The sequence below is a fragment of the Sphingobium cupriresistens genome (genome assembly GCF_004152865.1).
In the GTDB taxonomy this organism is placed as follows: Bacteria; Pseudomonadota; Alphaproteobacteria; order Sphingomonadales; family Sphingomonadaceae; genus Sphingobium; species Sphingobium cupriresistens.
This window is the reverse complement of sequence record NZ_SEOO01000021.1, coordinates 47,610-69,145: the sequence shown is the minus strand read 5'-3', so window position 1 is coordinate 69,145 and position 21,536 is coordinate 47,610. Positions and strand designations below refer to the sequence as shown.

Sequence of the window (21,536 nt, the reverse complement as noted above, 5' to 3'; positions counted from 1 at the left end):
CGATGACGATGCTGCTTTCGCTGATGCTGGCGGCCATCCCGATGCCGGGCGACGCCCCGCCGATGCCGCAGGATCTGGCCGCCGTGCCGGTCATCGACGGCTGGCTGGGGCGCAAGATATCGCCGCGCTGGTCGGAAACGGTCGCGAAACTCTATCGCCACGGCGACTGCAGCGGCGCGGTCAATCATGAAGGGTCGCGGTTGCTGGAGATCGACATGCTGTTCCTGTTGTCAGGCGACGGCAAGCCGATGAAGATCGCCCCGGTCAATGCGCGCTGCCCGGACGTGGAGACGTTCGTCAGCAAGCGTATCCTGGGCACACTCAGCGGCTCCTTCCCCAAAAGCGGCGCAGCGCAGCCCGTCTGGATGCGCTCGCAGGTCCGCTTCCTCTGGTCCGACGCGCCATGACCCTGACCGACGCGCAGCTGGACCGCTACGCCCGGCATATCGTGCTGAAGGAAATTGGCGGCGCGGGGCAGGCCCGGCTGCTATCGGCGGACGTGGCGGTGATCGGCGCGGGCGGCATCGGCAGCCCCGCGATCCTTTACCTTGCCGCCGCCGGAGTCGGCACGATCCGGGTAATCGACGATGACGCGGTCGCCCTGTCCAACCTGCAGCGGCAGATTTTGTTCGGCGCCGCCGATATCGGCGCGCCCAAGGCGGAGGCCGCGATGGCGGCCGTCGCGCGGCTCAACCCCGATGTGAAGCTGATCCCTATCAACGCCCGGATCGATGCGGACAATGCCGCGATCATGCTGCGCGACGCAGACGTAATTCTGGACGGCTGCGACAATTTCGACACCCGGCTGGCGGTGGCGGACAGCGCGCAGCGCCTGCGCATCCCGCTGGTATCCGCGGCGGTCGGCCCGTTCGAGGGGCAGATCGCCACCTATCGCGGCTGGGAAGCGGACAAGCCCTGCTATCGCTGCCTGGTCGGCGCGCCGCAGGATGCGCCGGAACGCAATTGCGCCGAAACCGGCGTCATCGGCGCACTGACCGGCGCGATGGGCAGCCTGGCCGCGCTGGAAGTCATTCGCGCGCTGGTGCCGTTCGGCACGGACATGGCCGGGCGATTGCTGATCGCCGATCTGCTCTCCATGCGTTTCCGCACGCTGGATGTGCCGAAAGACTCCGCCTGCCCGGCCTGCGCGGTGGCGCTATGCGCGCCCTGAACATCCTGGTCGCGACGGCCGATGCGGAGCGGCTGCGCGGCGCGCTGATGCTCGCGGCGGCGCAGGCCGCCTTGGGTGGCGCGGCGACCCTCTTCCTGCAAACGGATGCGGTAGCGCTTCTACGCGCGCCGATCGTCGCGCCCCGCGATGCGGCCCATCGCCTCGCCGGCCTGCCCGACCTTGCCCTATTGCTCGACGACGCACGAGCGCTGGGCGTGACGCTGATCGCCTGCCAGAGCGGCCTTGCCCTGTGCGGCATGACGGCGACGGACCTTCCCGAAGGGGTCGAAACGGGCGGACCGGTCGGCTTCCTGCAAACGACCGACGATCAGGCCCGGCTGCTCTTCGCCTGATGCTATCGCAGGATCGGCAGGTAGCGCCATCGCTCCTGCGACCGGTCATGCGCTGCGGGAACGATCGACAGGCCCGGCGTCGCCAGCGCATCCGCGTTCGGCAAGGTGGCGAGATGGGCAACGCCCCAGGCCGCTCCGAGACAGAAGCAGGCGATCAGACCATAGCGAACCGTCTTCATGCGCCCTGCCCTCCTTTCCGCCCGCCGATGCTATCGGCGATGCAGGCCGGGGGCAAGGCGCAGGCCGTTTTTCAGAAATCCCGATAGCGTTCGTTGCCGACGAAGCCGAGCTTGGTCACGCCCGACCGGCGGATGTCGGCCAGCACTTCATCCACCGTGACGTAGCGCGCCGCGGCATCCGGTTGGAATTGCAGTTCCGGCTCCACCGGCAACGCCAGCGACCGCGCAAGATAGCGGCGCAGCGTCAGCCGATCGATCGCCGCCCCGTTCCAGCGGATCATGCCGGCGGCGTCGATCGTCACCTTGTTCTTGACCGGGTCGGGCGTGAACTGGGCCGGCTGAACCGGCGCCTGCGGCAGGTCGATGCCCACGCTGTGGGTCTGCATCGGAATGGTGATGATGAACATGATGAGCAGGACCAGCATGACGTCGATCAGCGGCGTCGTGTTCATCTCGCCCATCGGTGCGTCTGCGCACTCCGGGCGTGCAAGGTGCAAGGCCATAAACCCTCCTGTTGAAATATGTTATAACAACACATGAGACATGCGCTTTGCGACGGGCGTTGGCAAGAGCGCTTTCGCGATGCCGCGTTCCGCGAGCCGCCGGCGGCGCCAGTCCGCCTCCGAACCCTTCTATTGACAGTGCGGGCCGCCCATTTAAGGGGAAGGCGCGGCAATTGGGGCCGCGCAACCCGCCCATTTCACAGAAAGCCATGTCCGTGTCCGCCATGCTCAAGATTACCCTGCCCGATGGTTCCGTGCGTGACGTCGCGCCCGGCACTACCCCGGCGGACATTGCAGCGGCGATTGGGCCGGGGCTGGCCAAGGCCGCCATCGCCGCCCGCGTGGATGGCGAGTTGCGCGATATCACGCGCCCGCTGGAGCAGGACGCCCATCTTGCACTGGTGACGGCGAAGGACGAGTCCGATGCGCTGGAACTGGCGCGGCACGACTTCGCCCATGTGCTGGCCGAAGCGGTGCAGGCGCTGTTCCCCGGCACGCAGATCACCTTCGGCCCGTCGACCGACGATGGTTTCTATTATGACTTCGCGCCCAAGGACCGCCCCTTTACCGAGGAAGACCTGCCGGCGATCGAAGCGGAGATGCGCAAAATCATCGCCGCCAACAAGCCGCTGGTGCGTGAGGTTGTCGTCCGCGACACACTGATCGCCCAGTGGGAAGCCGCCGGCGAGACGTTCAAGGCGCAATGGGCCGCCGAACTGCCCGAAGACGAGGAACTGACCGTCTATCGCTCAGGCGACTGGTACGACATGTGCCGCGGCCCGCATCTGGCTTCCACCGGGCGTCTGGACCCCGCCGCGTTCAAGCTGACGCGCGTGTCTGGCGCCTATTGGCGCGGCGACCAGAAGAATGCGATGCTGTCCCGCATCTACGGCACCGGCTGGCTCAACAAGAAGCAGTTGGCCGAGCACCTCACGCGCCTCGAAGAAGCGGGCAAGCGCGACCACCGCAAGCTGGGCGCGGAGATGGACCTGTTCCATCTGCAACAGGAAGCGCATGGCAGCGTCTTCTGGCACCCCAAGGGTTATCTGATCTGGCGTCAACTGGAAGCCTATATGCGCCGCGCGATCGATGAAACCGGATATCGCGAGGTGAAGACGCCCCAGGTGATGGACGCGCGCCAGTGGGAACAGTCGGGCCATTGGGGCAAATATCGCGAGAATATGTTCGTCATCCCCGACGAAGTGCCCAATGTCGAGGACGAAGGCCCGCTGGTGTCGGACGACGCCAACTGGATGGCGCTCAAGCCGATGAACTGCCCGGCGCACATCCTGATCTTCAAGCAGGGGATCAAAAGCTATCGCGACCTGCCGCTGCGTTTCTACGAAAATGGCTGCTGCCACCGCAACGAACCGCATGGCGCGCTGCACGGCCTGATGCGCGTGCGCCAGTTCACGCAGGACGACGCGCATATCTTCTGCCGCGAGGACCAGATCGTGGAGGAGGTCCGCGCCTTTTGCGCGCTGGCCGACCGCATCTACAAGGATTTCGGTTTCACCTACTCGATCAAGCTGGCGCTGCGCCCCGAAAAGCGCTTCGGCAGCGAGGAGATGTGGGACAAGGCGGAAGAGGAACTGCGCAACGCGGTCGCCGCCGCTGGCCTGAACACGCCGGAGTTCGGCTGGGAGGAATTACCCGGCGAAGGGGCCTTCTACGCACCCAAGCTGGAATGGCATCTGACCGACGCGATCGGCCGCACCTGGCAGGTCGGCACGATCCAGTCGGACCGCGTGCTGCCCGACCGACTCGACGCCAGTTATGTCGGCGAGGATGGCGAGCGGCACCGCCCGGTCATGCTCCATCGCGCCATTTTCGGCAGCTATGAACGCTTCATCGGCATCCTGATCGAACATTATGCGGGCCGCTTCCCGCTCTGGCTGGCCCCGGTGCAGGCCGTGGTCGCGACCATCGTGTCGGACGCGGACGATTATGCGAAGGCGGCAGTCGAGAAGCTGCGCGCTGCGGGAATCCGGGCAGAAATCGATGTCCGTAACGAGAAGATCAACTACAAGGTGCGCGAACATAGCCTCGCCAAAGTGCCCAATTTGCTGGTCGTCGGACGGCGCGAAGCGGATGAAGGTACCGTCGCGCTGCGCGAACTGGGCAAGGAAGGACAAAGCGTCCTGTCGCTGGACGATGTCATTTCGCGTCTTGCAATCGAGGCCCGCGCACCCGATATGCAGTGAGGCGGCAATGCCACAAGGGTTCGTGATTCCGTTACGGCGGGGACACGGACCCCTTTCGGCTTTGCCAAAAAGCCGCTAAGAGCCACTCGTTTTTGAAACGACCATAGGAGATACTGCTATACGTCCCCCGATGATGCGCCGCCCGCTGGCGCCGCCGCCGAAGTCCGGCCCCCGGTATAACGAGTTCATCACCGTGCCCAAGGTGCGCGTGATCGACGACGAAGGCGAAAATCTGGGCGTGATGTTTACGCAGGAAGCCATCGAGCAGGCGGCCGATGTCGGCCTCGATCTGGTCGAAGTCTCCCCCAATGCCGACCCGCCGGTCTGCAAGTTTCTGGACATCGGCAAGTTCAAGTACGAAGCCCAGAAAAAGGCGAATATCGCCCGCAAGACCCAGAAGACGCAGGAACTCAAAGAGATCAAGATGCGTCCGAACATCGACGATCATGACTATGATACGAAGATGAAGAAGGTGCATGATTTCATCGGTGACGGCGACAAGGTGAAGATCACCCTGCGCTTCCGCGGCCGCGAACTCAGCCACCAGCAGCTCGGCATGGCCCTGCTCCAGCGCGTGGCCGAAAATGTGCAGGAAGTCGCGAAGGTCGAAGCCTATCCGCGCATGGAAGGCCGCCAGATGCTGATGGTTCTTTCGCCTAAATAAGCGATGCCGCGCCGTTTATAAACCTCAAAGGGGCGGAGTCTGGATGCAGGCTCCGCCCTTTTTGGTTGCAGTAGATTGATCGGCGATGGCAGTAGAAATGCCATTCTCACCATTCCATGCTATCGGAGGACTAGCGGACAATCCCAAAGATTGAGCACAATATCCGCTAATTGGATTTTCATCCTGATAGAAAAATCGCATATTACGAAGAGCTTGTCTTTTTATGCGATGCGTCCTGAAATAAAACATCATATGCCATTTCGGAGGCGACCACTCGAAACTCAAAACTTGTAAATTCAATCGATCGAGGCTGCGACGCCGCTCTTCAATATATTCGATATTCTTAGACAAAGGGTAACGATCGATCAGCAAAACCCGGCCGGTTTTGAGATTCAAGAAATCGATATTGAACGGGCAAATTCGCACATCCTGCTGAATAAAGAGCGATTGATCCTTCTTTTTCGCTTCATCTATCCGTTTTGCCACAGACGCCCGCAATCGACAGCGTGCCGCAGCATGGGATCTGAGAAAATATCTGCTCAATGGCGCGATCGGATTGCCATGTCGCTTCCCGTTTTTCCACAATCTGGAAAGGCTAATGGTGAATAAGACAAACAATAAAGATACCAAAGGTATAAGTCGGTATAGCGGAAAATCACATGCTATCCTGAAACACAAATTTTCCCATTTAGAAAATATCGTCACCCCCCAAAATACCGCGAGCGGCATTACATAGAAAAGTAACACTGACTGATCTGTCAGATTCTTTATCGTCTCAATAAGATGCCTTTTTGTTTTCCTATTAAAACGGAGTGATATGGCTGGACCAATATATATATTTGTTTCTCTCCTCAGATAGCGTTCAATGTCACGCGACACATGAATATGAACATTTTGTAGAGATTTGTTCATCGCATCAAGCAACCAGAACACGAAGCATATGGCAGTGTAACCGAACAAAGCCATCGACGGCCTAAAATTCCCCGTTTGCGCCAACCCTAATATCGCAGCGATTGATGCCGCAGTAAGCGCGATGTTCCACTGCCTAATACGATATAGATGCTCGTCATATTTTTCGATGCCTGCGCGAGCGGCCTCATACTCGCGCCAGGCATCTTCGCGCATGTCAGATATCGATGGCTTCTTCTGCGAATTATCTTGAATGTCGCACATCTCCATCCCCCACTAGAGCGGGAGAATGGTCACGTCATGGCAACCTGCTGTCAATAACCGTTCAAGCCGATGGCGTATTCCGGTACAGCGTCGGGAACATCGCCTTGAACGCGGCCAGCTTGGGCGCGTCCCAGCGCAGGATATAGGGGTGGCGCGGATTTTTGCGCATGAAATCCTGATGGTCTTGCCCGGCGTTCTGGAAGCCGGTGAAGCGCTCGACCTTCGTCGCTATGGGATCGCGCCACAGGCCGGCCTTGCCGATCTGCGCCAGATAGGCGGTCGCCGCCTTGCCCTGCTCGCCGTTCAGCGGGAACAGTGCGCTGCGATATTGGGTGCCATGGTCCGGCCCCTGATAGTTGAGCGTGGTGGGATCGGCGATCACCGAGAAGAAGATGCGCAGCAAGGTGCCGTAGCTGACCTGGGCGGGATCGTAGGTGACGCGCACCGCCTCGGCAAAGCCGGTGTCGCCGCCGCTCACCATGTCATAATCGACGCGGCGACCGCGCGGCCCGCCGGCAAAGCCGGAGACGACGAGTTGGACACCTTTGACGTGGGAGAAAACGCCCTCCACACCCCAATAACAGCCGCCCGCAAACACCGCTGTCTCCAGCTTGCGCGTGGGCGAGGCGTCGACGGTCGGAACGGGGGCGAGGACGGTGCGCTCGGCGCGCAGGGGGGTGGCGACGGCAAGCGCCGCCAGAAACATCAGGGCGAGGCGGTCAGAGCGTCGCATTGGTCGAGGTCGCCGCGATCGCGGGCGATCCGAATACCGGAGCCTCCTCCGGCTGGAGCATGAACATGCCCACCGCGCCAATCGCGAACCCGCCCAGGAAGCGCAGGAACAGATCGGATTTCAGGAATGCCACCATGGCCAACGCCTTTCTAAAATATGGTTCAGGCCGTCTCGACCTGTCGACTACCTCCATGCGCCTTGCCCCTGACTGAACGGTCGGCCGCGCGGGAGCGGGTTTCGACCAGTGCCAGGGATAGAACGACGAAAGGCGGCAGCCCTTAAATCAGTTTCTCTATGCAACGGGCATATAAGCCATGCCGCGTCAATCGCAAGACGGCACGGCGGGAAAAGGACCGTTTCCATTTTGTGACAAAAAGCGCGCGGGGAGGAAAGCCCGCGCCGTACTCCCGCGAAATCGGGAGCCCAGTTCAGACGGCGGGTCTGGACTCCCGCCTTCGCGGGAGCACCAAACTCATCCTTATTTCAACGCGGCGCAGGCTTCCTGAATCCGCGTGCAGGCTTTTTTCAGCACGTCGTCCGACGTCGCATAGCTGATGCGGAAGGCGGGCGAGAGGCCGAAGGCGGCGCCATGGACGGCGGCGACCTTCGCTTCGTCCAGGAAATAGGCGATCAGCGTTTCGTCGCTGTCGATGGTCACGCCCTTGGGCGTCACCTTGCCGATCACGCCGCTGGCATCGGGATAGACGTAGAAGGCGCCTTCGGGCGTCGGGCAATCCAGCCCCGGCGCGTCGTTCAGCATCGCGACGACCATGTCCCGGCGCTTGCGGAACACACCGTTGCGCTCCTCCAGAAAATCCTGCGGGCCGGTGAGCGCGGCAACGGCGGCCGCCTGGCTGATCGAGCAGGGATTGCTGGTCGATTGCGACTGCAACTTGCCCATCGCCTTGATGATCCATTCGGGACCGCCGGCAAAACCGATGCGCCATCCGGTCATGGAAAAGGCCTTGGAGCAGCCATTGACCGTCAGCGTGCGGTCGTACAGCTCCGGGCACACCTGCGCGATGGTGGCGAAGGGGGTCGATGCGTACCAGACATGCTCGTACATATCGTCGGTCATCACCAGCACATGGGGATGGCGCAGCAGCACGTCGGCCAAGGCCTTCAGTTCATCGGCCGAATAGGCCGCGCCTGACGGGTTGGACGGCGAGTTCAGCATCACCCATTTGGTGCGCGGCGTGATCGCGGCGTCCAACTGGTCGGCGGTGATCTTGTAACCCTGCGACGCCGGGCCTTCGATGAAGACCGGGGTGCCGCCCGCGAAATTCACGATATCGGGATAGCTGACCCAGTAAGGCGCCGGGATGATGACTTCATCTCCCACATCGACCGTGGCGACCAGCGCGTTGAACAGCGTGTGCTTGCCGCCCGAATTGACGCTGATCTGGCTGCGCTTGTAATCCAGGCCGTTGTCGCGCTTGAACTTGAACATCACCGCGTCCTTGACGTCGGCGGTGCCGTCCACGTCGGTATAGCGGGTCAGGTTGTTGCGGATCGCCGCAATGCCCGCTTCCTTGACGAAATCGGGCGTGTCGAAATCCGGCTCGCCGGCCGACAGGCCAATCACGTCCACGCCTTGCGCTTTGAGCGCGTTCACACGAGCGCTCATGGCGAGCGTGGCGGACGGCTGGATACGGCCCAAGGCGGCGGAAGTCTGGCTCATGGCAACAATCTTTCTGAAAAATCCCCAAGGTCCGCAATAAAGCGGACGCGGCGTCCCTTAATGCGCAACTGGGACAGGGGCAACCGCCAGATGCCGCTTATTGAATTTACGGCAGAATAGACCGGCTATCGCCGCCCCGTCATCGCGACCATGTCGCGGCGGCCATGCCCCGCGCCGCATTGCCGATGAAAAAACCGCGCTCCAGGTCGTAGGGGCGCAGATCGCCTTCGATCGCCTCCCCCATGTCGATCAGGCTCTGGCGCAAGATGCCGGGCAAGATGCCGCGCGACAAAGGCGGCGTCACCAGCTTGTCGCCCCGTTCGACGAAGATGGAGGAGAAGCAGCCTTCGGTCAGATAGCCCTGCGCATCGATCAGCAGCACTTCATAGGTGCCGCCACGTTTCAGCGCGTCCTTGTAGAGGCTGCGATCGCTGGTCTTGTGCAGCAGGCGCAGGTCATCCGCGGGCGCATGGCGCGGCACGGCGGCGACCTTCATGATCGGATCGGGCCAGCCCAGATGACCGCGCACCTCGATCGCGATCGCCCCGCCGCGCGACAGCATCAGCCGCACCCGGCTGCGGCCGCGCAGGCGGAAGGTCGCGGCCTGCAATTCGTTGCGCACATCATGGCGATCGATATGGAAGCCGAGCGCGTCGGCGCTCGCCTTGATCCGGGCAAGATGCCGTTCCAGCAACCTGATGCCTTCGAGCGGATCGAAGGCCATGGTTTCGATGAGGTCGAACCGTCCGTCAGCCAATGCCATTGAAACTTTTCAAGCCCTTGCGCGCCAAAAGTCAACCACCCCTTAAGGATCAAGCCCAAGGTTAGGAGAGCGAGAGAAAGCGCCCCTTGGCCAGACACTCCGCCCATTCGGATGCGCAATCCGAATCCGCGACGATGCCGGACCCCAGGCCAAGCCGCCCCGTTCCTGCGCCTTCTTCGACGGAAATGGTGCGGATGGCAACATTGAAGGCGGCGTCGCCCTCCGGGTCGATCCAGCCCATCGTGCCGGTATAGACGCCGCGCGCATGAGGTTCGACCGCGTCGATAATCTCCATCGCCCGCACCTTGGGCGCGCCGGTGATGGAGCCGCAGGGGAACAATACGCGCAATACATCGACCGGCGACAGGCCCGGCAGGATGCGCGCGCGCACCGTCGACACCAGTTGATGCACGGTAGGATAGGTTTCGACCTTGAACAGATCGGGCACGGTCACGCTGCCTGCGCGCGACACGCGCGACAGGTCGTTGCGCAGCAGGTCCACGATCATCAGATTTTCGGCGCGTTGCTTGGGATCGCTTTCCAGCCAGCGGGCCTGCGCCGCATCCGCTGTGGGGTCGGCGGCGCGGGTGGCGGTGCCCTTCATCGGCCGCGCAGTCAGCTGGCCGCGAACCTGGGTGAAGAAGAGTTCGGGCGAGAAGGACAGGATCGATCGATCGCCGGTACGGATCACCCCGCCATAGCCCGCCGCCGCGCGTGGCCGGACGGCGGCATAGAGGGCGAGCGAATCGCCCGCGACATCGACGTCGCAGGGGAAGGTCAGATTGACCTGATAAATGTCGCCGGCGCGGATATAATCCTGCACTCGGCCAAAGGCGACGCCATAAGCGGCCTCGTCCACCAAGGGGCGCAGCGGGCCGACGGTCGCGCCCGCCGGGTCGGGCAGCAGGTCGGGCAGCGTGCCGGGCGGGATCAGCCGCACCCCTTCGAACAGGCCGAACCACAACAGAGGCGCAGCGCCCGCGTCCTGCCGGTGCGCGATCGGCGCCAGCCGCTCCTCCAGCGCCAGTCCCGCCTCATAGGCCATATAGCCCGCGACATGCAGGCCGCTCTCCTGCGCTTCGGCGATGCGGTCGAGCGCAGGCTGCACATCGGCCATGCGGCGGGCGACGACGACCTCCACCGGGTCGCGGTAGAGGCGCGCGGGCGCCACGCTGCGCGCGCGCGCGTCGTCGAACAGGCAATAGGCTTCGTTGGGACCGGGCAGACGCATGGGCGCTTCTTAACAGGCTTTACAATCGGCGAAAGGCGGTAAGCCACCGACGCGCCATTGCGCCCGGCATTCAAAGCCCCTAGCTGCCGGGACGTGACCGATCCCGCGCCCCCGTCCGACCGCCCGACAGGCGCCGCCATCGGCCATGGGCTGCGGGGAAGATGCCCGGCCTGCGGCGAGGGGCGCATGTTCGCCCGCTTCCTGAAAACCGCGCCCAATTGCCCGTCCTGCGGCCTGGCGCTCGACGCGCATCAGGCGGACGACTTCCCCGCCTATATCGTCATCTTGCTGTTGGGCCATATATTAGTGCCACTGATGATCGAGGTGAACAGCGCCCTCGCCATCCCGCTGGGCTGGCAGGCGCTGATCTGGCCCAGCCTCGCCGTGCTGCTGGCCGTGGCGATGATCCAGCCGGTCAAGGGCGCGGTGATCGCGGTGCAATGGAGCCGGCGCATGGCGGGATTTCGCTAGGACCGATCGACATTCAGTCCCTTGACTACTGACTAACGCCCCGCGTGTTCCCGCGAAGGCGGGAACACGCAACGCTTAAATGGCGCTTTAAATCACTCCGGCTGGCGCAGGAAGTTCAGCTCCATCGCCTCGCGCAGCGTTTCGTCGATCGCGCGCCGGCCTTCGGCCCCATGGGTGACGACGGTGGTGTCGCAGGTGGCGACGCACACGCCCTTCTGGAAGCCGGCCGAACTGATCGTCCAACTGGTGCGGCCGATATGGCCGATCGCGCAATGCACCTCGAACGGATAGGGGAAATGCGATTCCTCGACGAAGTTCAGGTTCACGTTCGCGACCAGCCAGCGCACGCCCTGTTCCTGCGGATGGCGACCCATATGATGATGGAACCGGATGCGCGCGGTTTCGAAAATGCCGGAAATCGCCACATTGTTGATGTGGCCCATGGTGTCGAGATCCTGGAACCGCGTGTCGATGCTGGTGACGAAGCGATAAGCCTCCGGGTTCAGACGCCAGGATTCGGGTTTGGCCATGTCCTGCTATTTCCCTGATAATGAGCGTGCCGTAGCGACTTCCGATCGGACGCCGGAAATCGCGTCAATCCAACAGATAAGCCTCTTAACCCGGATGGCGGGTGATGCAATCGCGCCCATAAAAATGCCGCAACTGCGTCCTTTGGGACACATAAGGCGATGCGGCGGCAACGAAGCGTTTCGCCCCCGACCAATGGACTTGGCCGCAAGGGCGTCATAGTTTCGGGTCCGCCATGATCCAGGGAACCACCATGCAACGCTATAGCCGGGCCGCCATCTTCCTGCACTGGGCGATCGCCGCCCTGCTCGCCTTTCAGATCGCCGTCGGCTGGGCGCTGGAGGATCTGGGCGCGCGCGGCTTCGCCCTCTACCAGTTGCACAAGTCGGTCGGCATGACCGTGCTGGCGCTGACGCTGGCGCGGATCGCGGTGCGTTACTGGAAGCCGCGCCCGGCCAAGCTGGAAAATGGCTGGCAGGGCGCACTCGCGTCGGGCGTACATGGCGGTCTCTACGCCTTCATGCTGGGCGCGCCGCTCACCGGCTGGGCGCTGGTGTCGACCGCAAAGGTCAAGGTGCCGACCCTGCTGTTCGGCGTCATCCCCCTGCCCCATCTGCCCTTGCCAGCGAGTGCGCATGGCCTGGCCGAAAACGGCCATGGCCTCATCGCCTGGCTGGGCATCGCGCTGCTGGCGCTGCACGTCGCGGGCGCATTGCGCCATCATCTGCTGATGCGCGATGGCCTCATCTGGCGGATGGTGCCGGGGCGCTCCACCGCTCTGCTGGTCGCGCTGCCCGCGCTGATCCTGGTCGGCTTCGTCGCCGGCCGCGCGATCCTGCCCGCGCCGCAAACGACGCCTGCGCCAGCGCCGGTCGTCGAGGAAGCGGACGAGGACGCCGCGCCCGCCAACATCGCCGAAGCAGCCAGCGCCGCGGCCCCCGCCGACAATGTAGCGGCCAATGCGACGCAGGCCGCCGTCGAAGAACCCGTCGGCCCGCCGCCCGCCTGGACCGTGCAGCCCGGCGGCCACATCGGCTTTTCCGTCGGCAATGATGGCGAGACGATCAGCGGCGGCTTTGCCAAATGGACCGCGCAGATCGTCATGGACCCCGATCATCCCGACAGCGCCGACATAAAGGTGATGATCGACATGGCCTCGGCCAGCGTAGGCGACGCCTATAAGGACGGGATGTTGCCCGGCGACGAATTTTTCGGTGTCGCCGCTCATCCCACCGCAACCTTCACGGCCAAGGGCGCGGAAGCCACCGGTGCGAACCGCTACCGCGCGCGCGGCACGCTGACGCTCAGGGGCGTGACCAAGCCGCAGACGATCCGCTTCACCCTGTCCGGCAAGGACGCGATCCGCAAGGTCAGCGGCAGCGCGACCATCGCCCGCGCGCCCTTTGGCGTGGGCAATGGCGACAGCAGCACCGGCCTGGGACCACAGGTAGCGCTAACCTTCGCCTTCACGGCGAAGCGGCAGGATTGACATTCTCCGTTCGCTTCGAGCGAATTCGATAAGCGGCTGGCGCGGCGCAATCGTGCCTCGACTTCGCTCGACACGAACCGGCGGTGTCATCTAGGTTCGCACTCCTCCGTCAGGACAAGAATGATGCGCCTCCTTCTCCTCACCACCTCCCTGCTCGCCGCATCCCCCACCCCGGTCGCGGCGCAGGCGTTCATGTTCGAAACCGGCACTACCCTGCTCGCCAAATGCCGCAACAAGGCGCCCGAATATGCGCTCGCCTGCACCGCCTATATCGTCGGCGTGGTCGATGGCATCCGCAAGGACATGTTCATCGGCCGCGCCCGCCCGGTCTGCTGGCCCGACCGCATGAGCGCGGACGAGGCGCGGCGCACCGTCACCGCCTATCTCGAACGCTGGCCCGACCAGCGCCAGACGCCCGCTTCGCTCCTGGTCAGCGTCGCGCTCAACGAACGCTGGCCCTGCCAGAAATAGACAAATGATTGCGCGCACCTATGGTCCAACTGGTACAATCTTGCCTTGGCCCCCGGACCAGCGTAGGTGCGCCCCCTATTTTATCTCGACCAAGGAGACTCGACGTGGCGGCGAAGTGGACGCCGGATAGCTGGCGGAGCCAAAAGGGCATTCAGATGCCCTTTTACCGGGATGCAGACGCATTGGCGTCGGTAGAGGCCCAGCTTGGCCAGTTTCCGCCGCTCGTCTTTGCGGGCGAGGCGCGCAACCTGAAGACCGAACTGGCCAAGGTCGCCAATGGCGAAGCCTTCCTGTTGCAGGGCGGCGATTGCGCCGAAAGCTTCGCGGAGTTCCATCCGAACAACATCCGCGACACCTTCCGCGTGCTGCTCCAGATGGCGGTCGTGCTGACCTTCGCGTCAAAGCTGCCGGTGGTGAAGGTCGGTCGCATGGCCGGTCAGTTCGCCAAGCCGCGCTCGGCCGATACCGAAGTGATCGGCGGGGTCGAACTGCCCAGCTATCGCGGCGACAATGTCAACGACATCGCCTTCACGCCGGAATCGCGCGAGCCTGACCCGGCGCGGATGGTGCGCGCCTATAATCAGTCGGCCGCCACGCTCAACCTGCTGCGCGCCTTTTCGACCGGCGGCTATGCCAGCCTGGATCGCGTCCATGGCTGGATGCTCGATTTCATGGGACGTAGTCCCTGGGCGGCGAAGTTCGAACAGATGGCTGACCAGATCGGCCAGGCGCTCGACTTCATGCGCGCCTGCGGCCTGTCGGCGGAAACCGTGCCGCAGCTTGGCGGGACCAGCTTCTACACCAGCCATGAAGCGCTGCTGCTGCCGTTCGAACAGGCGATGACGCGGCAGGACAGCCTGACCGGCGACTGGTACGACACATCCGCCCACATGCTGTGGATCGGCGATCGCACCCGGTTCGAAGGGTCCGCCCATGTCGAATATCTGCGCGGCATCGGCAATCCGATCGGCCTGAAATGCGGTCCCACCCTGGAGCCGGACGCGCTGCTGCGCCTGCTCGATGTTTTGAACCCGCAACGAGAAGCCGGGCGCATCACGCTCATCACCCGCTATGGTCATGACAAGATCGAGGCCGGCCTGCCCAAGCTGGTGCGCGCGGTCCTGCGCGAAGGTCATCCAGTCATCTGGTCCTGCGACCCGATGCACGGCAATGTCATCAAGGCGGCGAACGGCTACAAGACGCGCCCGTTCGAGCGTATCCTGGCCGAAGTGCGCGGCTTCTTCGCCGTCCACCGCGCCGAGGGCAGCTTTGGCGGCGGCATCCATGCCGAAATGACCGGGCAGAATGTGACGGAATGCACTGGCGGCGCCATCGCCATCACCGACGAAGGCCTGGCCGACCGTTACCACACCCATTGCGACCCGCGTTTGAACGCGGCGCAGAGTCTGGAGCTGGCTTTCCTGCTGGCCGAAATGCTCAACGAGGAATTGAAGGAGCGGCGCGCCGCGGCGTGACGCAAGAAGGGCGGGATCGCATGATCCCGCCCTTTTTCCATCCGGGCATCACCCTCTCAACCCGTTCGGGCTGAGCCTGTCCAAGCCCCGGTCTTCTGAAATAATCGACGGCCCGATCAGCCCTCAGCCACCACCACGATGGTCAGCGCTTCGCCGCCCTCCGCGATTCCGATCAACCGATCGACATTGGGATGCGCGCCCGGCCGGTTGCGGGCGTCGGCAGTATGTTCGGCGAACACCGCCAGGCCATGGTCGGCCGCCGCCGTATCCAGCCCGCCGAAACATTGTTTCAGATAATGATAGACCGCCAGCGACCCCTGCTTGCCCGGCTGGTTTTCAATTGTCGCGATCACCACGCCGTTGGCGTCGACCAGATCTATCCGTTGCACGCCGTCGATCGGCGGCAATAACGGCAGATTATCCTTGAAGATTGCGCCCGGTTCGATCGTCGCCAGCATATATTCCCGATCCTGCATTGTTGGTCGGGGCGGCCTGTCGCATCTTCCGCCGCACCGCGCAATCGCGTGAATTTCCATGCTCATGTGGTGGATTTGAAATACGCCACATCGTTGCGGCTTGGTCCGGAGCCTATTTCAAATCCGTCAACCACACGAGAATCAAATATTTGCTAATGGCCCTGATGAATCTGAAGTTCGTTCAGCCCTGGCCCAATAATATGACGAACTTCATAATCGGGCCACCAGACCTATTTCGCCACCTTCCGCGCCTGCGCCCGGCGGGCGAAGATGTTCAGACACTCCACCAGCGTCGAAAAGGCCATCGCAGCGTAGATATAACCCTTGGGCACATGCACCCCAAAACCGTCGGCGATCAGCACCGCGCCGATCATCAGCAGGAAGCCGAGCGCCAGCATCACCACGGTCGGGTTGCGGGCGATGAAGTTGGCGAGCGGATCGGCCGCGATCAGCATCACCGTCACCGCCACGATCACGGCGATATACATGACCGCCAGATTGTCCGTCATGCCGACCGCCGTCAGGATCGAATCGAGCGAGAAGATCATGTCGAGCAGGATGATCTGCGTGATCGCCGCGCCGAAGGTGATGGTCGCCACGCTTTTCTTGTCGAGCACATCGTCGCCGCCCGCGGGATCGACCGTGTGATGGATTTCCTTGGTCGCCTTCCAGATCAGGAACAGGCCGCCTGCAATCAGGATCAGGTCGCGCCAGGAAAAATCGGTTTCGAAGGTCGGCGCGCCATGCTGGTCCAGCGGGCCGCTCAGCCCCAAGTCGAACACTGGCGCGGTCAGCCCGACGATCCAGGCGATCATCGACAGCAGGACGAGGCGCATCGCCAGCGCCAGCCCTATGCCGATCTTGCGCGCTTTGGGCCGTTGCGCTTCGGGCAATTTGTTGGTCAGGATGGAGATGAAGACAAGATTGTCGATGCCCAGCACCACTTCCATCACCACCAGCGCGACAAGCGCCGCCAGAGCCGTGGGGTCGGTAAAGGCGGTAATCAGGCTGTCCATATCGGTCCTTGCTTTATGCTGATCGGCACGCCTCCGAAACCAAAATGCGTTGGGCCGGGTTCCCTCATACATGCTTTGTAACATGACAACGCTAACAGCCGGTTTTGAAGGGGGACGATGGCTGGACTAGGTTGGCCGTCTGTCCTAGCGAAGAGCGCGTTTCTTCTTTCCTGCCCGGCGTCCCATATTATTTGCGAAAGGCGGCCTATGTCCCGAACCACCCTGACCCGTTTCCTGATCGAACAGCAACGCAACGCCAATGTCCTTCCCGGCGAACTGCGCCTGCTGATCGAAACCGTCGCGCGCGCGTGCAAGACGATCAGCCATGCGGTCAGCAAGGGCGCGCTGGGCGAAGTGCTGGGCAGCCTGGACAGCGAGAATGTGCAGGGCGAAGTGCAAAAGAAACTGGACGTGATCGCCAACGAACTGCTGCTCGACGCCAATGAATGGGGCGGGCATCTGGCCGCGATGGCGTCGGAGGAGATGGAGACGATCCACCTCATCCCCAATCGCTATCCCAAGGGCGAATATCTGCTGCTGTTCGATCCGATCGACGGGTCCAGCAATATCGACGTCGACCTGTCGGTCGGCACCATCTTTTCGGTGCTCAAGGCCCCCGACGCCTGCGCCGGACGGCAGGTGACCGAAGAGGATTTCCTTCAGGACGGCCGTCAACAGGTCGCCGCAGGCTACGCCATTTACGGACCGCAAACGCTGCTGGTGTTGAGCGTCGGCACCGGCGTCTATGAATTCACGCTGGACCGGGAAGTCGGCAGCTGGGTCATGACCGACCCGGACATGCAGATGCCCCAGGGCAAGTGCGAATTCGCGATCAACATGTCCAACCGCCGCCAATGGTCGCCTGCGGTGGCCCGCTATGTCGAAGAGCGCGTGATGGGCGGCGCCGGCCCGTGCGGCAAGGATTACAACATGCGATGGACCGCCTCCATGGTGGCGGACGTCCACCGCATACTCAAGCGCGGCGGCATCTTCCTATATCCCTATGACCATCGCAATCCTGGCAAGGCCAAGCTGCGCCTGATGTATGAAGCCAATCCGATGAGCTATCTGATCGAACAGGCGGGCGGCGCATCGAGCGACGGCTTCGTGCCCATCATGGACGTACCCGCCACTGGCCTGCACCAGCGCGTCGGCGTGGTGTTGGGCGACAAGGCGGAAGTCGAAGCGGTCGTCGCTTATGGCGCGGAAATGGCGAGCGCGTAAGCCGGGCAAGAAAAAGGGGGAGAGCGCGATTAGCGCTCGATCCCCCTGATGCTTCGGCTCGCCTTGCCGGTCTTACCGGCGGCTCCTCTCCAGAAACTTTTTATAGTGGCGCGCCGAGCAGCAGCGATGCTCTAGACCAATGGCGTGACAAAAAAAAGGCCGATCACAAGATCGGCCCGAAAGTTTTAGGAGAGGATGCCTGAAAGGCACAGTCTTTTTGTCCCGCCAACCGGATTTTCGCAAATGCGAAGGACGACAGGGCAGTTGCAAAATCCGCAATCGCTTGCCGACCCCTCCCCCACGATGATGGGCCGCCCCCCAATAGCCGCGTGTTTCCGAGTCGCGCTCATCGACATAAAGCAAATATCAGGGCTTGGCGGTTAAGCCCGGCACCATGCACGGACGAGCGCCAACTTCGGGTCCGGCGGATGGGGCCGCCAACGCCCCTCATGCCGCCGGGCGATATCGCCGCGACATAGACGGATTGCGCGCGCTGGCGATCCTCCCAGTGCTGCTGTTCCACGCCCATGCGCCAGGTTTTTCGGGCGGCTATGTCGGGGTCGATATTTTCTTCGTCATATCAGGCTATCTGATTACCGGCATCATCGCTCGCGAAGTCGATGACGGTCATTTTTCGCTCGCCCAATTCTACGAACGCCGTTTCCGCCGGATCATGCCCGCTCTGGCGCTGATGATCCTGGCCGTGCTCGGTGCGGCGGCCTGGCTCTATCTGCCCGGCGACCTGGAAGGCGTGCCGCGATCGGCGCTGGCGGCGACTTTGTTCGCTTCCAACCTCTGGTTCTTCACCGACACCGGTTATTTTTCCGGCGGCGCGGACGTGAAGCCGCTGCTCCACACATGGTCGCTGGCGGTCGAGGAGCAATATTATATCGGCTTCCCGATCCTGCTGATGCTGCTGGCGCGCACCGCGCCGCGCTGGCGCACCGGCGTCGTCGCGGCCATCACGGCGGGATCGCTGGCGATCGCCATCGTCATGCAACGCGACACCAGCGGCTTCACCTTCTACCTGTTGCCGACGCGGGCATGGGAATTGTTCGCTGGGGCTTTGCTGGCGCTGGGCGCGGTTCCAGTGATCCCGGCTCGCTGGCTGCGCGAGGCGATTGCGGGGTGCGGCCTGATCGCGATCGCGCTGGCGGTCGGCTTTTACGATCGCACCACGATCTTCCCCGGCATCACCGCCCTCGCCCCGGTGCTGGGCGCCGCGGCGCTGATCCATGCCGCGCCGGGTACGCGGATCGGCCGGTTGCTGGGCTGGGGGCCGCTGGTCGGCGTGGGCCTCATCTCTTACTCGCTCTATCTGTGGCACTGGCCGTTGATCGTTTTCACCGAATATGCGACCGATTTGCCGCTGGCGGGGGGCAGGCAGATGGCGATCATCGGCGCATCGCTGCTGGCGGGCACGCTGTCCTGGCGCTTTGTCGAGCGCCCCTTCCGCGATTCGCGGCGCGTGCCGGGGCGGGCGATCTTTCTGTTCACCTGCGCGGCGATGGGCCTGCTCTGCATCCTGGCGCTGGCGCTGCTGGCGAAGGGCGGCTGGCCGTCGCGCTTCCCGCCGAAGGTGCTGGCGCAGATGGCAGGGCAACAGGATTTCGCACCCACGCGCAAGTCATGCCACGACACATTCATGCGTCACGCGACGCCCTGCGTCCTCGGCGCGGCGGCGGCGCCCGACGCGATGCTGTGGGGGGACAGCCATGGCGTCGAACTGACCTATGCCTTGTCGCTGGAGGCAAAGGCGCAGAATCGATCGCTGATCGAACGCACCACGTCCAGTTGCCCGCCGGTGCTGGGTTATCAGGCCAAGGATGCGCGCTGCGCCGCCGCCAACCAGGCGGCGTTCGATGCGATACGCGCCGATCCAGGGATCAGCCGCGTCTATCTCGCCGCTTTCTGGGCCAATGGCGATTTCGACGATCCCGCCTTTGTGGGCAAGCTGGACCGCACCATAGCCGCGATCCGGGCGCTAGAGCGACAGGTCGTTCTGATCGGCCCCGTGCCGCCCCAGCCGTTCGACGTGCCGCGGCGCTTGGCGCATCTGACGCAGACCGGACAGTTGGGGGAAGCACGGGGCGTCGACCGCGCTCATGTCGAAGCGCGGACCGTGCATCTGCGCGCGCTCTTCATTCGCTGGAAGGCGCGCGGCGTCTCGCTGATCGATCCTGTAGCGGCGCTGTGCCCGACCGGCCGCTGCGCCATCGAACGCGACGGCAAGCCGCTCTATTTCGATTCGCATCATCTCAGCACCGCGGGCGCTCGGTTGGTGATCGCAGCTAATCGCTGACCTATTCGGCGGCGAGCGCATAGCCCGCGCGCGGCAATTCGGCCGCCAATGCCTGCGCCATGTGCGTCACAACCGCCTGCATCCGCGCCACGCCCGGCCCCGGCCGGTCCAGCGTCGCGTCCAGATACAGCACCCGGTCGATTTCGACCTGCAGCGCGTGCAATCCATGCTCAGGGCGCCCATGCCGGTCGATCAGATGATCGCCAGCATAGGGGTGGTTTTGCGCCACGGTCAGGCCATGGCTCGCCGCGACATCGGCCGCCAGCATGATCAGTCGCCCCGATGCGCTGCGGCCGAACCGATCCCCCAGCACCATGCCCGGCGCAGGCTGCCCCGCACCGGTCGGCGCCAGCGGCGGCATGGAATGCATGTCGATCAGGATCGCATGGCCATGCGCGTCGCGCGCGGCCGCCATCATCTGGCCGAGCGCCGCGTGATAGGGCCGGTGGAGCGTCTCGATCCGGCGGCGCGCCTCCGCCCAGCGCATCGGGCCGCGCCACAATTCATGCGCGCCCGGCAGGCGACGCGGGAAAAGGCCCAGGCCCCCGCGCAGCTTCGCGCTGCTCTGAAGCGGGGCGTCGCGCGGCAGGTCGGCGATCATGCCGGGGTCGATCTCGCGCTCGTGCCGGTTGAGGTCGATCAATGCGCGCGGCGCGCGGGCGACGATGACGGTGAAACCCTGCGCGATCAGCGGATGGACCAAAAGATCGGCCCAACGATCCTCCAGCCGATGCAGGATCGACGAGGACACGCGCGCCGCGGCCAGCAGATCCTTATCATAGGCGCGCGCCGCATGGGGGACGGAAATCAGGACGGGGCGATCGGGAATCGCAGGACCATAAAGGTCGAAAGCGGTTTCGCTATGGGTCGGGGCGCGCGGCGCGGAATAATCCAATGCGGCTCCTTTCGCCAGCGCGCCGAAAAATCTTGTCCGGCTGGATAATATTTACACCTTGTCGCATATAGTGCGGCTTCGCGCCACCCCGTCGGGTATGCGCCAGGGGCTGCGGGGCGGCCGGATGAGAGTGTTGGGGGCGATGGTTCGCATTTTATTGGCCGAAGATGACGAGAGTATGCGGACCTATCTGGCCCGTGCGCTGGAACGGTCGGGTTATGAAGTCGTGTCGGTGGAGAATGGCCGCGACGCGCTGCCCCACATCGACACGGACCGGTTCGACCTGTTGCTGACCGATATCGTGATGCCCGAAATGGACGGCATCGAACTGGCGCAACATGCAGCGTCCGTGGCGCCGGACATGCGCATCATGTTCATCACCGGCTTTGCCGCCGTCACGCTGAAGGCCGGCAAGGCGGTGCCGCAGGCCAAGGTGCTGTCCAAGCCCTTCCACCTGCGCGACCTGGTGCTGGAGGTCGAGAGGATGTTCGGCGCCCAAAGCGTGCCGGCGTCGACCGACAGCCCGTAAAAGCG

The 21,536-nt window shown here is 63.4% G+C and carries 24 protein-coding genes; 12 read left to right on the top strand and 12 right to left on the bottom strand.

Annotated elements, in window-relative coordinates:
• Positions 1–2: 2 nt before the first annotated feature.
• From EWH12_RS13585 to EWH12_RS13575, 3 genes are read left to right on the top strand one after another with little or no spacing between them, the layout of a single operon-like run.
• Complete coding sequence (locus EWH12_RS13585; RefSeq protein ID WP_066600220.1) at positions 3–407, top strand: hypothetical protein; 405 nt, start codon at positions 3–5, stop codon at positions 405–407.
• Entirely contained in the window at positions 404–1,171 is a 768-nt protein-coding gene (locus tag EWH12_RS13580) for a HesA/MoeB/ThiF family protein (RefSeq protein WP_066600217.1), read from the top strand. The genes EWH12_RS13585 and EWH12_RS13580 overlap by 4 nt, the downstream gene beginning before the upstream one ends.
• Positions 1,159–1,524 carry a DsrE family protein gene (locus EWH12_RS13575; protein WP_129926920.1) on the top strand — a complete coding sequence of 122 codons (366 nt, stop codon included), beginning with the start codon at positions 1,159–1,161 and terminating at the stop codon, positions 1,522–1,524. The genes EWH12_RS13580 and EWH12_RS13575 overlap by 13 nt, the downstream gene beginning before the upstream one ends.
• A 2-nt stretch (positions 1,525–1,526) precedes the next feature.
• Here the strand turns inward: EWH12_RS13575 and EWH12_RS22250 are convergent, their stop codons facing one another.
• Both EWH12_RS22250 and EWH12_RS13570 read right to left on the bottom strand, forming a co-directional pair.
• Positions 1,527–1,703 (bottom strand): hypothetical protein, encoded by a 177-nt coding sequence (locus EWH12_RS22250; protein ID WP_165363629.1) that lies wholly within the window; start codon positions 1,701–1,703, stop codon positions 1,527–1,529.
• Between the two features lie 71 nt (positions 1,704–1,774).
• Positions 1,775–2,206 (bottom strand): ExbD/TolR family protein, encoded by a 432-nt coding sequence (locus EWH12_RS13570; RefSeq protein ID WP_129926919.1) that lies wholly within the window; start codon positions 2,204–2,206, stop codon positions 1,775–1,777.
• A 224-nt stretch (positions 2,207–2,430) separates the two neighbouring features.
• Here EWH12_RS13570 and thrS point away from each other — a divergent pair, with 224 nt between their 5' ends.
• Complete coding sequence (thrS, locus tag EWH12_RS13565) at positions 2,431–4,410, top strand: threonine--tRNA ligase (RefSeq protein ID WP_129926931.1); 1,980 nt, start codon at positions 2,431–2,433, stop codon at positions 4,408–4,410.
• 130 nt (positions 4,411–4,540) lie between these two features.
• Positions 4,541–5,074, top strand: coding sequence for a translation initiation factor IF-3 (gene infC / locus EWH12_RS13560; protein ID WP_066600201.1), 534 nt, complete (start codon positions 4,541–4,543; stop codon positions 5,072–5,074).
• Between the two features lie 24 nt (positions 5,075–5,098).
• Here infC and EWH12_RS13555 read toward each other — a convergent pair whose 3' ends face one another.
• From EWH12_RS13555 to pabB, 6 genes are all read right to left on the bottom strand, one after another.
• Complete coding sequence (locus tag EWH12_RS13555) at positions 5,099–6,199, bottom strand: hypothetical protein (RefSeq protein ID WP_129926918.1); 1,101 nt, start codon at positions 6,197–6,199, stop codon at positions 5,099–5,101.
• Positions 6,200–6,308: 109 nt separating this feature from the next.
• Positions 6,309–6,980, bottom strand: a complete 672-nt coding sequence (gene msrA / locus EWH12_RS13550; protein WP_129926917.1) for a peptide-methionine (S)-S-oxide reductase MsrA — start codon at positions 6,978–6,980, stop codon at positions 6,309–6,311.
• Positions 6,967–7,116 (bottom strand): hypothetical protein, encoded by a 150-nt coding sequence (locus EWH12_RS22245; RefSeq protein WP_165363628.1) that lies wholly within the window; start codon positions 7,114–7,116, stop codon positions 6,967–6,969. Before EWH12_RS22245 ends, msrA begins: the two co-directional genes overlap by 14 nt.
• Before the next feature lie 342 nt (positions 7,117–7,458).
• On the bottom strand, positions 7,459–8,661 hold the full coding sequence (locus EWH12_RS13545) for a pyridoxal phosphate-dependent aminotransferase (RefSeq protein WP_129926916.1): 1,203 nt from the start codon (positions 8,659–8,661) through the stop codon (positions 7,459–7,461).
• A 139-nt stretch (positions 8,662–8,800) separates the two neighbouring features.
• Positions 8,801–9,424: an aminotransferase class IV gene (locus tag EWH12_RS13540; protein WP_129926915.1), complete on the bottom strand. Its 624-nt coding sequence runs from the start codon at positions 9,422–9,424 to the stop codon at positions 8,801–8,803.
• A gap of 61 nt (positions 9,425–9,485) precedes the next feature.
• Positions 9,486–10,655, bottom strand: coding sequence for an aminodeoxychorismate synthase component I (gene pabB / locus EWH12_RS13535; protein WP_129926914.1), 1,170 nt, complete (start codon positions 10,653–10,655; stop codon positions 9,486–9,488).
• 93 nt (positions 10,656–10,748) lie between these two features.
• Here pabB and EWH12_RS13530 point away from each other — a divergent pair, with 93 nt between their 5' ends.
• On the top strand, positions 10,749–11,126 hold the full coding sequence (locus EWH12_RS13530; protein ID WP_066600185.1) for a DUF983 domain-containing protein: 378 nt from the start codon (positions 10,749–10,751) through the stop codon (positions 11,124–11,126).
• 92 nt (positions 11,127–11,218) lie between these two features.
• Here EWH12_RS13530 and EWH12_RS13525 read toward each other — a convergent pair whose 3' ends face one another.
• Positions 11,219–11,656, bottom strand: a complete 438-nt coding sequence (locus EWH12_RS13525; RefSeq protein ID WP_066600184.1) for an acyl-CoA thioesterase — start codon at positions 11,654–11,656, stop codon at positions 11,219–11,221.
• 251 nt (positions 11,657–11,907) lie between these two features.
• Between EWH12_RS13525 and EWH12_RS13520 the strand changes: the two genes are divergently transcribed.
• The 3 genes from EWH12_RS13520 (at position 11,908) to EWH12_RS13510 (ending at position 15,089) form a co-directional block, all read left to right on the top strand.
• On the top strand, positions 11,908–13,143 hold the full coding sequence (locus EWH12_RS13520) for a YceI family protein (protein ID WP_066604902.1): 1,236 nt from the start codon (positions 11,908–11,910) through the stop codon (positions 13,141–13,143).
• A 123-nt stretch (positions 13,144–13,266) separates the two neighbouring features.
• Positions 13,267–13,614 carry a Rap1a/Tai family immunity protein gene (locus tag EWH12_RS13515; RefSeq protein ID WP_066604900.1) on the top strand — a complete coding sequence of 116 codons (348 nt, stop codon included), beginning with the start codon at positions 13,267–13,269 and terminating at the stop codon, positions 13,612–13,614.
• A gap of 104 nt (positions 13,615–13,718) precedes the next feature.
• Positions 13,719–15,089 carry a class II 3-deoxy-7-phosphoheptulonate synthase gene (locus tag EWH12_RS13510; RefSeq protein WP_129926913.1) on the top strand — a complete coding sequence of 457 codons (1,371 nt, stop codon included), beginning with the start codon at positions 13,719–13,721 and terminating at the stop codon, positions 15,087–15,089.
• A 116-nt stretch (positions 15,090–15,205) separates the two neighbouring features.
• Here the strand turns inward: EWH12_RS13510 and EWH12_RS13505 are convergent, their stop codons facing one another.
• Both EWH12_RS13505 and EWH12_RS13500 read right to left on the bottom strand, forming a co-directional pair.
• Positions 15,206–15,547, bottom strand: coding sequence for a DUF2322 family protein (locus tag EWH12_RS13505; protein WP_066604899.1), 342 nt, complete (start codon positions 15,545–15,547; stop codon positions 15,206–15,208).
• Between the two features lie 248 nt (positions 15,548–15,795).
• The gene (locus EWH12_RS13500; RefSeq protein WP_129926912.1) at positions 15,796–16,581 is read right to left on the bottom strand and encodes a TerC family protein; all 786 of its coding nucleotides are present in this window, start codon (positions 16,579–16,581) and stop codon (positions 15,796–15,798) included.
• Positions 16,582–16,788: 207 nt separating this feature from the next.
• On the opposite strand from EWH12_RS13500, the gene EWH12_RS13495 reads away from it, so the two are divergent.
• Complete coding sequence (locus EWH12_RS13495; protein ID WP_066600176.1) at positions 16,789–17,805, top strand: class 1 fructose-bisphosphatase; 1,017 nt, start codon at positions 16,789–16,791, stop codon at positions 17,803–17,805.
• A gap of 394 nt (positions 17,806–18,199) precedes the next feature.
• A complete protein-coding gene (locus EWH12_RS13490) occupies positions 18,200–20,107 on the top strand; it encodes an acyltransferase family protein (RefSeq protein WP_129926911.1) in 1,908 nt (635 codons plus the stop codon).
• A 1-nt stretch (position 20,108) separates the two neighbouring features.
• Here EWH12_RS13490 and EWH12_RS13485 read toward each other — a convergent pair whose 3' ends face one another.
• The gene (locus tag EWH12_RS13485; protein WP_129926910.1) at positions 20,109–21,002 is read right to left on the bottom strand and encodes an N-formylglutamate amidohydrolase; all 894 of its coding nucleotides are present in this window, start codon (positions 21,000–21,002) and stop codon (positions 20,109–20,111) included.
• A gap of 142 nt (positions 21,003–21,144) precedes the next feature.
• On the opposite strand from EWH12_RS13485, the gene cpdR reads away from it, so the two are divergent.
• The gene (gene cpdR / locus EWH12_RS13480) at positions 21,145–21,531 is read left to right on the top strand and encodes a cell cycle two-component system response regulator CpdR (RefSeq protein WP_066600174.1); all 387 of its coding nucleotides are present in this window, start codon (positions 21,145–21,147) and stop codon (positions 21,529–21,531) included.
• Positions 21,532–21,536: the final 5 nt, after the last annotated feature.